This window comes from Methylomonas albis, assembly GCF_014850955.1.
GTDB lineage: Bacteria > Pseudomonadota > Gammaproteobacteria > Methylococcales > Methylomonadaceae > Methylomonas > Methylomonas albis.
Genome location: NZ_JACXSS010000001.1, coordinates 3582875 through 3595408, shown reverse-complemented (window position 1 = coordinate 3595408; position 12534 = coordinate 3582875). Strand labels below are relative to the sequence as shown.

At 50.3% G+C, this 12534-nt stretch carries 12 protein-coding genes; 7 read left to right on the top strand and 5 right to left on the bottom strand.

The features are described from left to right. From leuS to holA, 3 genes are read left to right on the top strand one after another with little or no spacing between them, the layout of a single operon-like run. Positions 1–2589 carry a leucine--tRNA ligase gene (leuS, locus tag EBA_RS16465; RefSeq protein ID WP_192375719.1) on the top strand — a complete coding sequence of 863 codons (2589 nt, stop codon included), beginning with the start codon at positions 1–3 and terminating at the stop codon, positions 2587–2589. A gap of 22 nt (positions 2590–2611) precedes the next feature. Next, positions 2612–3112, top strand: a complete 501-nt coding sequence (locus EBA_RS16460) for an LPS-assembly lipoprotein LptE (RefSeq protein WP_225616342.1) — start codon at positions 2612–2614, stop codon at positions 3110–3112. Positions 3113–3114: 2 nt separating this feature from the next. Next, positions 3115–4122 (top strand): DNA polymerase III subunit delta, encoded by a 1008-nt coding sequence (holA, locus tag EBA_RS16455; protein ID WP_192375717.1) that lies wholly within the window; start codon positions 3115–3117, stop codon positions 4120–4122. An 85-nt stretch (positions 4123–4207) separates the two neighbouring features. Here holA and pepA read toward each other — a convergent pair whose 3' ends face one another. Beyond that, positions 4208–5026 (bottom strand): flocculation-associated PEP-CTERM protein PepA, encoded by an 819-nt coding sequence (gene pepA / locus EBA_RS16450; RefSeq protein WP_192375716.1) that lies wholly within the window; start codon positions 5024–5026, stop codon positions 4208–4210. 289 nt (positions 5027–5315) lie between these two features. On the opposite strand from pepA, the gene EBA_RS16445 reads away from it, so the two are divergent. Beyond that, positions 5316–5486 carry a rubredoxin gene (locus tag EBA_RS16445; protein ID WP_192375715.1) on the top strand — a complete coding sequence of 57 codons (171 nt, stop codon included), beginning with the start codon at positions 5316–5318 and terminating at the stop codon, positions 5484–5486. Between the two features lie 68 nt (positions 5487–5554). Here EBA_RS16445 and EBA_RS16440 read toward each other — a convergent pair whose 3' ends face one another. After that, on the bottom strand, positions 5555–7264 hold the full coding sequence (locus tag EBA_RS16440; RefSeq protein ID WP_192375714.1) for a proline--tRNA ligase: 1710 nt from the start codon (positions 7262–7264) through the stop codon (positions 5555–5557). 162 nt (positions 7265–7426) lie between these two features. Here EBA_RS16440 and EBA_RS16435 point away from each other — a divergent pair, with 162 nt between their 5' ends. Beyond that, complete coding sequence (locus tag EBA_RS16435) at positions 7427–8065, top strand: response regulator (RefSeq protein ID WP_192375713.1); 639 nt, start codon at positions 7427–7429, stop codon at positions 8063–8065. A 43-nt stretch (positions 8066–8108) separates the two neighbouring features. Here the strand turns inward: EBA_RS16435 and EBA_RS16430 are convergent, their stop codons facing one another. From EBA_RS16430 to EBA_RS16420, 3 genes are all read right to left on the bottom strand, one after another. After that, the gene (locus tag EBA_RS16430) at positions 8109–9014 is read right to left on the bottom strand and encodes an NAD(P)-dependent methylenetetrahydromethanopterin dehydrogenase (protein ID WP_192375712.1); all 906 of its coding nucleotides are present in this window, start codon (positions 9012–9014) and stop codon (positions 8109–8111) included. A 47-nt stretch (positions 9015–9061) separates the two neighbouring features. Beyond that, positions 9062–9970 (bottom strand): NAD(P)-dependent methylenetetrahydromethanopterin dehydrogenase, encoded by a 909-nt coding sequence (locus EBA_RS16425; RefSeq protein WP_192375711.1) that lies wholly within the window; start codon positions 9968–9970, stop codon positions 9062–9064. Between the two features lie 86 nt (positions 9971–10056). Then, entirely contained in the window at positions 10057–10851 is a 795-nt protein-coding gene (locus tag EBA_RS16420) for an inositol monophosphatase family protein (RefSeq protein ID WP_192375710.1), read from the bottom strand. A 90-nt stretch (positions 10852–10941) separates the two neighbouring features. On the opposite strand from EBA_RS16420, the gene EBA_RS16415 reads away from it, so the two are divergent. Together EBA_RS16415 and cysE are read left to right on the top strand one after the other, a co-directional pair. Beyond that, on the top strand, positions 10942–11667 hold the full coding sequence (locus EBA_RS16415; protein WP_192375709.1) for an RNA methyltransferase: 726 nt from the start codon (positions 10942–10944) through the stop codon (positions 11665–11667). Positions 11668–11671: 4 nt separating this feature from the next. Next, complete coding sequence (gene cysE, locus EBA_RS16410; protein WP_192375708.1) at positions 11672–12424, top strand: serine O-acetyltransferase; 753 nt, start codon at positions 11672–11674, stop codon at positions 12422–12424. Positions 12425–12534: the final 110 nt, after the last annotated feature.

Below are 12534 nucleotides of genomic sequence, written 5' to 3'. Positions count from 1 at the left end.
ATGGAAGAGCAATACAAGCCGTCGGCGATCGAGCAAAAAGTACAGGCCGACTGGGAAAAAACCGGGGTGTTCACGGCTTCTGAAGATACCGGCAAGGAAAAATATTATTGCCTGTCGATGTTTCCTTATCCTAGCGGCAAGTTGCACATGGGGCATGTGCGCAATTACACCATCGGCGACGTGATCAGTCGCTTCCAAAGGATGCAAGGCAAGCATGTGTTGCAACCGATGGGCTGGGACGCCTTTGGTTTGCCGGCGGAAAATGCGGCGATGCAAAACAAGGTGCACCCTGCAGATTGGACCTATTCCAATATCGATTACATGCGCGATCAGCTTAAGCGTTTGGGTTTTGGCTATGACTGGAGCCGTGAGCTGGCGACCTGCGATCCGAGTTATTACCGTTGGGAACAATGGTTTTTCATCCGCTTGCTTGAAAAAGGTCTGGTTTATAAAAAAACCGCGCCGGTCAACTGGTGCCCGCATGACCAAACCGTACTGGCTAATGAGCAGGTGATCGACGGCTGTTGCTGGCGCTGTGATACTCAAGTTGAGAAAAAAGAAATTTCGCAGTGGTTTTTAAAAATCACCGCTTATGCCGACGAATTGCTGACCTCGCTGGATAAACTGCCCGGCTGGCCGGAACAGGTCAGAACCATGCAGGCCAATTGGATAGGCCGTTCCGAAGGCGTGGAAATGGACTTTGCCGTCGATGGTTTTGACGCGCCGATCCGCATCTATACCACCCGTCCCGATACCGTGATGGGTGTGACCTATGTTGCCGTGGCCGCGGAACATCCGTTGGCGTTGAAAGCGGCTGAAGCAAACGCCGACATCGCCGTGTTCATCGAATCCTGCAAGTTGATGGAAACCTCTGAAGCGGCGATGGAAACCATGGAAAAGCGCGGTATCGCCTCAGGTTACAGCGCTATCCATCCGCTGACTGGCGAATCGGTCCCTGTATGGATCGCCAACTTCGTGTTGATGAATTACGGCACCGGCGCGGTAATGTCCGTTCCGGCACACGACCAGCGCGACTATGAATTCGCGAAAAAATACGGCATTGCCATCAAGGAAGTGATAGCGGCGGCTGACGGTGCCGACGACAGCGTTGCTGAAAAAGCGTTTACCGATAAAGGCGTATTGAAAAACTCAGGCGAATTTGACGGCTTGACTTTCAAGCAAGCCTTCGATGCCATCGCCGCCAAATTGACTGGCATCGACAAGGGCGAGCGCAAAACCAATTTCAGATTGCGCGATTGGGGCGTATCACGCCAGCGTTACTGGGGCGCGCCGATTCCGGTGATTTACTGCGACGACTGCGGCACGGTGCCGGTGCCGGACGAGCAGTTGCCGGTAACCCTGCCGCGCGACGTAGTGCTGGACGGTTCGCAATCGCCGTTGGCCGCGCATCCGACCTTTCCGCATACTGATTGCCCGACATGCGGCAAGCCGGCTCGGCGCGAGACTGATACTTTCGATACCTTCATGGAATCGTCCTGGTATTTCGCCCGTTACGCCAGCCAGGATTGCGATAGCGCAATGCTGGACCAGCGCGCCAACTACTGGTTGCCGGTCGATCATTACATCGGTGGCATCGAACATGCGATTTTGCATTTGCTCTATGCGCGTTTTTTCACCAAATTGTTGCGCGATGAAGGTTTGGTGGTGTGCGATGAGCCCTTCAAAAACTTGCTGACGCAAGGGATGGTGATTGCCGAAACCTTTTATCAAATCGACGACCACGGCCACAAGCGTTATTTCAACCTGACCCAAATCGATGTCGAACGCAATGCCAAAGGCAAAATCATTGGTGCCAAATTATTGGAAGACGGCTCGCCGGTCACCGTCGGCGCGGTGGAGAAAATGTCGAAGTCCAAGAACAACGGCGTCGATCCACAGGTATTGATCGACAAATACGGAGCCGACACCGTGCGTTTGTACACGATGTTTACGTCGCCGCCCGACCAGTCGCTGGAATGGAATGACGCCGGCGTGGAAGGTGCCTTCCGCTTCCTGAAACGCTTGTGGCGGCAAGTCTATTTGCACGTCGAAGCCGGTTTGCCGAATCAAGCATTGGACAAGGCGGCGCTGAGCGACGATCAGAAAGTGTTGCGCCGCCAGTTGTATCAGGCTTTGCAAAAAGTCAGCGACGACATGGCGCGCCGCCATACTTTTAATACCGCGATTGCCGCCAACATGGAGTTGGTTAATGCGTTGAATAAATTTGAAGACGATAGTGCCAATGGCAGGGCAATCCGTCAGGAAGTACTGGAAGCCATAGTCTTGATGCTGGCGCCGATTATTCCGCATGCAGCTCAAGAGCTTTGGAATGAGTTGGGACACAACGATGACATCGCGGTCGCGGCTTGGCCGGTAATCGACGAGTCGGCGTTGCAGCAGGATGCCATCGAGATGGTGGTACAGGTCAATGGCAAGTTGCGCGGGAAATTATCGGTAGCGGCCACGGCTTCCAAGGAACAAGTTGAAGCGCTGGCTTTAGCCGACGAGAACGTGCAGCGCTATCTGGAAGGTAAGCCGGTCAAAAAGCTGATTGTAGTGCCGCAAAAATTGGTGAATATCGTTGTTTAAACGCTGGGTTTTCGAGAAACAGATGAATCAATTGAGCCGAATAATCTTGGTCGGGGTGTTGGCGCTGCTGGTCGGCTGCGGATACCATCTGCGCGGTTCGATAGAGATGCCGGAAGTGCTGAAAAACATGTATGTGTTTGGCGCTTCCACGCCGCTTCAGGGTCAGCTGCAGTCCATCATGAAAGCGTCTAAAGGTAAAATAGTCGGTTCTCCAAATGATGCGGGTGTGGTGGTCAAGGTGCTCAGGGAAGAGATGCGTAACCGGGTGCTGACGATCGGTTCCACTGGTAAATCCAGTGAGTCAGAGCTCGAGTATTATCTGCGTTTTCAGTTTTTCGACAGCAAGGAAAATGCCTTGATGGACGAGCAAGTCATCGAAATTTCCAGGGAATTTTTTAACGACCAGACCGCGGTATTGGCGAAAGGTAACGAAGAACAATTAATTCGTAATGAAATCTACAAGCAAGTTGCGCGGATGATATTGGCTAGAGCCAGAATAGCCGTCGATACTCAGAAAAAATAAGTATGCGTCTAAAGCTTGACCAGCTATCCGCGGCCTTGCACAAGGAACTGGTGCCGGTCTATCTGCTTAGCGGTGACGAGCCTTTACAGCTAGGCGAAGCTGCGGACGATATTCGGCGTGCGGCGCGTGCGGCAGGCTATTTCACTCGCGAAGTAATCTCCATCGATACTGGTAACGAGTGGCCGCAATTAAGCCTAGAAGCAGAATCCCTTTCGATCTTTTCCGACAAAAAACTCATTGATTTGCGTCTGCCTTCCGGCAAGCCGGGTTTGGAAGGCAGTAAAGCGCTAAGCGCGTATTGTCAGCGTCCGCCGGAAGATACCGTATTGCTGATCACGGCCGGTAAACTGGATAGTTCGGCTCAGAAATCGCAATGGTTTCAGGCCTTGGACAAGGTGGCGGCAGTCGTGCAAGTCTGGCCGTTGCAAGGGCCGGAGTTGTTACATTGGTTGCAGCGTCGAGCGGAGCGTAAAGGCATGCATTTGGAGGGCGACGCGTTAAAAAGTCTAGCTGTGCGGGTGGAGGGCAATTTGCTGGCCGCTGCACAGGAGCTTGAAAAGCTCTATATTCTGTATGGGGCTAAACGTATCAACAAAGCCATGGTTGAAAGCGATGTGGCTGATAGTGCCCGTTTCGATGTTTTTAAGTTGATGGATGCTTTGTTGTCTGGCAAGGTAAATCGCGCTGTTAAAATTCTTGCCGGGCTCAAGGCCGAGAGCGTTGCGGCACCGGTGGTGCTTTGGGCCATCAGCCGTGAAGCCAGAATGTTGATTAATATCAAGGCGGATTTAAAATACGGCGGAAATCAAGAAGCTATCTACAAAAAATATCAGATTTGGGATAAGCGCAAGCAATTGGTGCAGGAAGCGTTGCACAGGTTGAAAAGCAAGGATTTGCAGGGTATTTTGCAAGCGAGCGCGAACGCGGATTGCCTGATCAAGGGCCAAGCTGCCGGAGACGAATGGGAAGGCCTGTTTAGGATTTGTTTATTGTTTTCGAAAGGATTATAGCTGTAGACACTAATCCAGAATAAAACCGTCGCCCAAGCGTTAGTATAACGTGGGCGACGGATCGATGTGCTCTAGATCTTACAGCTTAAGCTATGATACTTTTGCGTTTACCGGCAGTCATCAAGCCAACCAGGCCAGTGCCGAATAGCCATACAGCTGCCGGGACAGGTACTGCTGTCAATTGAATAGAGCCATCTACCGCAGCAAGTACGCCTGTATTTTTGTTTTGGCCCAAGACGCTATTGATTCCCGACAATAAAGACGAGTTGTTCAGATTTATCGAAAAAGTCGAGTGTCCACCATTAATGCCTGGGGAGTAAACGTTGGAATCGTAGCTGCCGAAAATGCCGGAAAAATTCAAATCTAGTTGCTCGGCGCCTATGCCTGCTGGTGCTAGGACGCCGGAGCCGCTAGTGACGGTGCCTGATAGTATAGCTGCACCGTTATTGAAGCCACTATCGCCGTTAAAGCTGTAATCCGGTGTTGTGTCAAAGTACAGGTTAACGTTCCCACCGGTAAAACTAAATGATTGGAATCCAGAAAAATTAGCGTATGTGCCGCTCAGGGTTGCTGCTACCGTCAATTCAAAGCCAGAGCCGGCACCAGCAATATTCAATTCCGGAACATTGATACCGGTATTATTCAGAAAGTGCCCATCCACAATGGTTTGGAAGTAAGCAGTGAAGTGAGTTGCATCGGTGAATTGCACCAGCGTAACTCCGGAGCCGAAATCGTACGTATCAAACGGGCCAACAATCGCTTCATCGCCAGTGGCGCCAGGTGCCGCTTTATAATCGGCTGTGCCGACCCACGTACTAGCCATTGCAACAGGAGTGAACAAACTCAAACCTGCTGCCAAAAGTACGGTTTGCTTTAAACGATTAGTAAAAGTATTTATATCCATTACAACCTCAAAAAAAATAAAAATTTACGATCCCCCTTCCGTTAGGCTTATACCCGTTTTTGTCATCCAATTCAAATAACAATTCTGTTACACCGTTTTTTTGCTATTGCTTTTCGGACATAGCTCGCACAGTAAAGGATGCTCTAGGGGGCGTTTATGTGCGAGTTATTGTGAATTGACTGGTTTCATTTTGTTGATACCTTCATATATTCGTGGTTTTTTAGCAGGGATACATGAGCTACAATTCCGCCGCTTTGTTTAAACATTAATTTCAAGCCGAGGATATAAAATGGCCGAGTATAGAAAATATAAATGCAAAACTTGTGGGCATATTTATGACGAGCAGTTGGGCGATCCGCGCAACGGTGTCGCTGCCGGCACTCGCTGGGAAGATGTTCCGGAAGATTGGGGTTGCCCTAAGTGCGGCGCGGTAAAATCGATGTTTACCCTGGTTCGGTAATACCGGCTATCTGTGTCGGACAGAGAAAGGGCGCCATTTGCGCCCTTTTTTGGTTAATCTAACGACTGTTATACAAGTTTGTTCTTGATAAAATTGACTAGATTGTCGAACTCAACATTCTGGCTTTCTTTATCCATCCTACCCTGATATTCCACGGTACCGCTATCAAGGCCTCTGTCGCCGATCACGATGCGGTGCGGTATGCCGATCAGTTCCATGTCCGAGAACATGAAGCCGGCGCGGACTTTTCTATCGTCCAGTAAGACTTCGATGCCGGCATCAGTTAAGTCCTGATAGATTTTTTCGACCGTATCGATCAATCGATCAGATTTATGCATATTCATCGGGCAAATCGCCACCTGAAACGGTGCTAGTTCGTTAGGCCAGATAATGCCGCGGTCGTCGTGGCCTTGTTCGATAGCGGCCGCGACCACCCGTGAGATGCCAATGCCGTAGCAACCCATGAGCATGATCTGGTTTTTGCCGGCTTCGTTAACGATGGAAGCGTTCATCGCTTCGCTGTACTTAGTGCCAAGCTGAAAAATATGGCCTACTTCGATGCCTCTGGCAATCGTAATTTCCCCTTTGCCGTCAGGACTGGGATCGCCTTCGACGACCATGCGTAAGTCTGCAATGTGTTCAGGTAAGGCAAGGTCGCGCTGCCAGTTGACGCCTTGATAATGTTTACCGTCCTGGTTAGCGCCGCAAATAAAGTCGGACATCACTGTCACGCTACGATCAGCAACTATCTTGATACTTAGGTCGAACGGACCTATCGAGCCGGGTTTGCAGCGGCAGGCTCCGAGAATTTCCTCATCGCTGGCAAATACCAGTGGTGACAGTACGCCGTCGATTTTTTCGGCTTTTATCGGGTTTAATTCGTGATCACCGCGCAGTAATAACGCAACTAAGGTGTCGTCGTCGCCTTTGACAATTAAAGTTTTTAAACACTGCGCCGCACTGACCTTAAAAAACCCACTGACATCTTCGATGCTGTGCTGATTTGGCGTATCAATTAGGGTCCTAGCTTGTGTTGGCGCGGCGAGAGCGCCTTCCGGTGCTAAGGCTTCGGCTTTTTCGACATTCGCGGCGTAATCGCTGGCGGTGGAAAAAGCGATGGCGTCTTCGCCCGATTCCGCTAGTACGTGGAATTCGTGGGAAACTGCGCCGCCAATTGAGCCGGAGTCGGCTATCACTGCCCGGAATTTCAAACCGAAGCGGTTAAAAATATTGGTGTAGGCTTGATACATTACGTCGTAAGTTGCTTGTAGCGACTCCTGATCGAGATGGAACGAGTAAGCATCTTTCATTATAAACTCGCGCGAACGCATCACGCCGAAACGCGGACGGATTTCGTCGCGGAATTTGCTTTGGATTTGGTAATAGGTGATAGGTAGCTGCTTGTAGCTTTTCAACTCATGACGGGCGAGATCGGTGATGATTTCCTCATGCGTAGGGCCCAAACAGAATTCGCGGTCGTGGCGGTCTTTCAGTCGTGCCAATTCCGGTCCGTATTTTTCCCAGCGACCGGTTTCCTGCCATAACTCGGCGGGTTGCAGGGCGGGCATCAGCACTTCCAGACCACCGGCTTTATTCATTTCCGCACGGACAATATGCTCTACCTTACGCAATACTCGCAAGCCCAGCGGTAGCCAGGTATATACCCCGGCGGCGAGTTTGCGGATCAAGCCGGCGCGTATCATCAGCTTATGACTGGCTATTTCGGCGTCGGCAGGTATTTCTTTGACGGTGCTAAGAGGAAATTGGGAAGTGCGCATGGTGGACCTGAGGTTGGTTTATCAAAACCGCTATTTTAACGGCTAAACGCTAAAACCACGAATCACCAACGCTATTTGGGTTTATTCTATTAACTTTTAGCGTTGCTGTTGTCGATGAAATTTGGGAAACTTGGTTGGATAGAAGTCCAGGAAAAGGAAGTTATGATTAAAGTATTGCTGGTTGATGATCACGAGCTTGTCAGAAGCGGCATAGAGGCGCTATTGGCGGCTGAAAAGGATATTGTGGTGGTCGCTGTATGTAATTGTGGCGAGGAGGCTTTGCGCGTTGTCGAGCGAGAGCCACCTGATGTGATTTTGATGGATATTAATATGCCGGGAATAGGCGGGTTTGAAGCGTGTCGGCGCATACTGCAATCGCAGCCTTCGATTAAAATCATTGCGTTGTCGGTGCATAACGATGGGCCTATACCGCAGCAGTTGCTGAAATTGGGTGTAGTCGGTTTCGTGTCCAAGGCTTCGCCTGTCAGCGAAATGGTGGCGGCGATTAAATCGGTGATTTCCGGTAAGCGGTATTTGTGCCAGGATGTGGCCAGTAATTTGGCTTTTCAGTTTTTGCCTGGCGCAGATGTTTCGCCTTTTTTGCAGCTTTCCCAGCGGGAGGCGGAAGTGGTGCGGCTGATTTTATCCGGTAAGAGTATCCAGGAAATGTCGGAAGCCTTGCAGTTGAGTGACAAGACTATCAACACCTATCGCTATCGTTTGTATCATAAACTAAAGATAAAAAACGATGTGGAGTTAACCAGGCTGGCGGTCAAATTTAGTTATTTAGATGCTCTCTAAATAGCAGGGCCGTGTGTTTGATTAACGCACAGCCCTGAAGTACTTAGACCAAGGTGCGGGCTTTGGTGAAGGCTTCGCGAAAATCAAGAAATACTGGTTTTTCTGCTTCCAGCATCAGTTTTAACAACTCATGTTGCAGCTGGTATTTAACATTGCCTATCGCCAGCGCACCGACTCCGACTGCGTTAGCTGACTGATTGGCCAAGGTCAGCGGCGTAGATAAATCGTTAAGTTCTATGCCTTCTATGCCGGATGGCGGTACGGCATTAACGTCGCCCGCTACTTTTAATTGTTTGGCTTGTGCCAGCACGGCTGCATTGATTACGCGAATGCCGGCTTTTGCGGTGCAAAATACTAGGTCTGCATCGGCTATTAACGCTGCTTTTTCTTCGTCATTGCGTGCTACGCCGCCGGTCATACTGGCGCCAAAGCGCCGATTGTATTGTTTGGCTGCATCCTTGGCGGAATCTATTGATAGATGATCCACCAAGATTGTCTCGGCGCCTTGTAAGGATGCTATTACGCCGGTGGCGATGCCCACCGGACCGGTGCCGCCGAAAACAACTGCTTTGCAGTTTTTCAGTTCCTTGCCATGATGATCTTTCAGGGCTTTTTCCACGCACGCTACTAATGCCGCTGCAGTGGTGCAGGCGCCGCTGGGGTCCGCGAATACGGAAATTTCAAACGGCGGCACCATGGCCGGTTTGGTGGCTTGCAGCATGTCGATAGCCATGCCCATATCTCTGCCACCGATAAATATCGCGGTTTTTTTGCTGGCCGACGGGCTGCGCGAAAAAATCGCATCTTGGGTCAAATTGTGAATGCTCTCCAGTTTGACATTGGAGTAGGGCATGAGCACATCAAAACCTGCATCGAGTGCCATGTTAATGTCAAACGGACTGTTGTTTGGCATCGGGTCGAACATGTGGAGTATGCTGCGTTTTGCCATTTTTACCTTACCCTCTGTGATAGGCAGACTTTGGGGAGCTTAGCTAATTATTTGGTCGATTTGATGAATTCGCGGGCGACTTCAAAAGCGTGTTCGAAATGCAAAAATAGCGGTTGATCGCTTTCCAGCATTCTTTTCAGCAGACGGCTTTGTGCTTGGTATTTGATGTTGCCTATCGCCAGTGCACCTATGCCTACCGCGCCGCTGGTGGATCCCGCTAAGGGTTTGCCGTTGTCAAACGCATCAATTCCGGCAATACCGGCTGGCGGTACCGCATTTACATCGGCAGCCACTTTTAATTGTGCGGCTTTGGAAATTAATTCGGTGCTAAGTAATTCAATACCGGCCGCACCTGTTGCAAAAACCACGTCGGCGGTTTTCATGTATTCGGCTTTATCGGCGTCGGCACCTGCAAGTACCATGATTTTTCCATCGCCAAATTCTTCGCTGCACAGTTCTGCGGTGCGCTCGGCTTTATCGAGCTGTCTGCCTATAATTCTGACCTTGGCACCCGCTTGAGCAGCAATCACTGCGGCCGCTTGACCGACCGGACCTGTACCACCCAAGGCGATCACGTTTTTACCTTCCAGTGTGGTATCGAATTTTTCAGCCAGTTCTTTTTCAACGGCGGCAACCATGCCTGCAGCAGTGGTGAATGCGCCGCTAGGGTCTGCGAATACCGACACTTCAAAAGGCGGCACCATGGAATTTTTCGCCATTTTCAACATGTCCATAGCTTGCTTGGTTTCGCGACCGCCTATGAAAATGGCGGTGCGTAACAAGCCTTTGGGACTGCGCGAGAAAATGGCATCTTGGACCAAGCCCCTGACTTCGCTGGGTTCAACGTTAATGTAGGGGATTGCTGAAATCCAGCCAGCATCCATCGCCATATTGACGTCGAATGGGCTTAAATTCTTGGCTGTAGTCAGCATGTGCAGGATAAAGGGTTTTTCCATGATGGCCTCTTATAATTTGATTAGCCGATAAGTATAAAAGAAAAGGCTAGACGATAACAATTCTAGGCGAAACGCCGAATTGCGCTTTATTTTAAACGCGCCGGCACATGTGGCTCGATGGCGTGGTACATCAATTGATGCATCTTGGGGTTGCCAACGATAATGTTGCCGGATTGTAAGTATTTGTCGTTAAAGGAAAAATCCGTGGCGACGCCGCCTGCTTCCTGCACTAATAATACCCCCGCAGCAATATCCCATTCCTTGACGCCGATTTCCCAATACGCATCCAGGCGACCACAGGCCACATACGCCATATCCAGTGCGGCCGCTCCTGCACGGCGTATGCCCGCTGAGTCGGCACAGACGGCTTTGAACATGCCCAAATAGGGCTCGATATTTTCCATGGTTTTGAACGGAAAACCAGTGCCGATGAGGGCGCCGCGCATACTGCTCTGTTTGGTAACCCGGATTTTGCGATTGTTCAGCATCGCGCCTCCGCCGCGTTCGGCAGTGAATAGTTCGTCGCGGGTTGGGTCGTAAATGACGCCCAATTCCAATTTATTTTTGTTTTTTAGCGCGATAGACACGGCATATTGCGGAAAGCCGTGCAAAAAATTGGTGGTGCCGTCCAAAGGATCGATTATCCAAGTGTAGTCATTGCCTATGTGTTCGCCGCTTTCTTCGGCCAGAATCCCATGGTCGGGAAACGCGGCGCGAATGACTTTGATAATCTCATGCTCGGCGGCCCGATCGACTTCGGAGGCATAATCGTTACGGCTTTTTTGATCGATGGTGAGTTTCTCGATATTTTGTGAGGAACGTTGGATTAGGTCGCCGGCGTTCCGCGCTGCGCGGACGGCAATATTAAGCATCGGGTGCATAGATCGAATTGGAAATGAGCAGTTAGAAAACTCGGATAGGATAGCAAATTTTGCTAGAATCGCTGCTTTTTTAGCCGCAGAGGCCTGGCATTGCTATCTCATTTTAAAGTGGTTTTAGTCGAAACTTCCCATCCCGGCAATATTGGTGCGGTGGCTAGAGCCATGAAAAATATGCGGATGGATCAACTGCGCTTGGTATCGCCAAAGTTTTTTCCGCATGCCGACGCCACGGCCAGGGCCTCAGGGGCCGACGATGTACTTAGGGCTGCGACTGTCTTCGATTCCTTGCAGGATGCGATTGCCGATTGCCGGATTGTGTTGGGGGCCAGTGCGCGTGACCGAACCATCAGCTGGCCAAGTTTGACCGCACGGCAAACTGCCGAAAAATGGGTGGGTGTATTCCCAGAGCAAAATATTGCCTTGGTGTTCGGCCGCGAGAATTCCGGTTTGAAAAACCATGAACTCGATCTTTGCCATTTCTTGCTGCGCATACCGTGCAATTCCGAATACAGCTCGTTGAATCTCGCTGCCGCCGTGCAAGTAGTTGGTTACGAATTGTTCATTGCTTCGGGCCAGGAAATATTTAGTAACGTGGGAGATTACGGTGAGGAACCGTTGGCGACGGCCGAGCAAATGGAGGCGTTTTATGGCCATTTGCAGCAAACCATGGCCGACATAGGTTTCTTGCATCCGGAGCGCTCCAAATCGATTATGCGGCGTTTACGTAGAATCTTTAATCGGACCCAACTCGATACTAAAGAGCTGGATATTTTGCGGGGTATCCTGCGTTTCTCGCAAAATCACAATACCAAGTAAGCCCATGTTGTCCAGACTTAAAGAAGATATTCATTGTGTATTTGCCCGAGATCCGGCGGCGCAATCGGTTTTTGAAATATTGACGACTTATCCGGGGTTTCACGCGGTATTGATTCATCGCTGTAGTCATTGGCTGTGGCTGCGTGGTTTTAGGTGGGCGGGCCGATATGTATCCTTCCTAGGTAGATGGTTGACCGGCATCGAAATTCATCCCGGCGCCCAAATTGGCCGGCGGTTCTTTATCGATCATGGCATGGGTGTGGTGATTGGCGAAACCGCGGTGATCGGCGACGATTGCACGCTATATCATGGCGTAACCTTGGGCGGAACCAGCTGGAATAAGGGCAAACGCCATCCGACGTTGGGCAATAGTGTGGTGATAGGTGCCGGGGCTAAAGTGTTGGGACCGATTGAAATCGGTGATGGTGCCAGAGTCGGTTCCAATTCGGTGGTGGTGAAATCGGTGCCTATTGGTGTCACGGTAGTCGGTATTCCCGCGCATATAGTCGATGCCAAAGCCAAGCAAGAACAAGCGCGGCGCGATGCGATGGCCCAAAAAATCGGTTTCGACGCCTATGGTGCTACTAGCGATATGCCGGACCCTATCGCCAATGCCATCAATCTTATGCTTGATCATATTCATCAACTTGATAAGCAAATAGCCGATATGCAGCAGGTATTGAACGATGCCGGCATCAGTTGCCACCGCCAAGCAATATCCGTGTTGGACGACTGCGAGATTAAGGATAAACAATAGAAATCATTAAGAAAATGTCCCCTTACAAGCATAATATCAATTTTTCCAATTTCTGCCGTTCCAACGCTTTTTGATCAACCGCCTCGAAAATTTAAGTCCGTTTTCCTTAA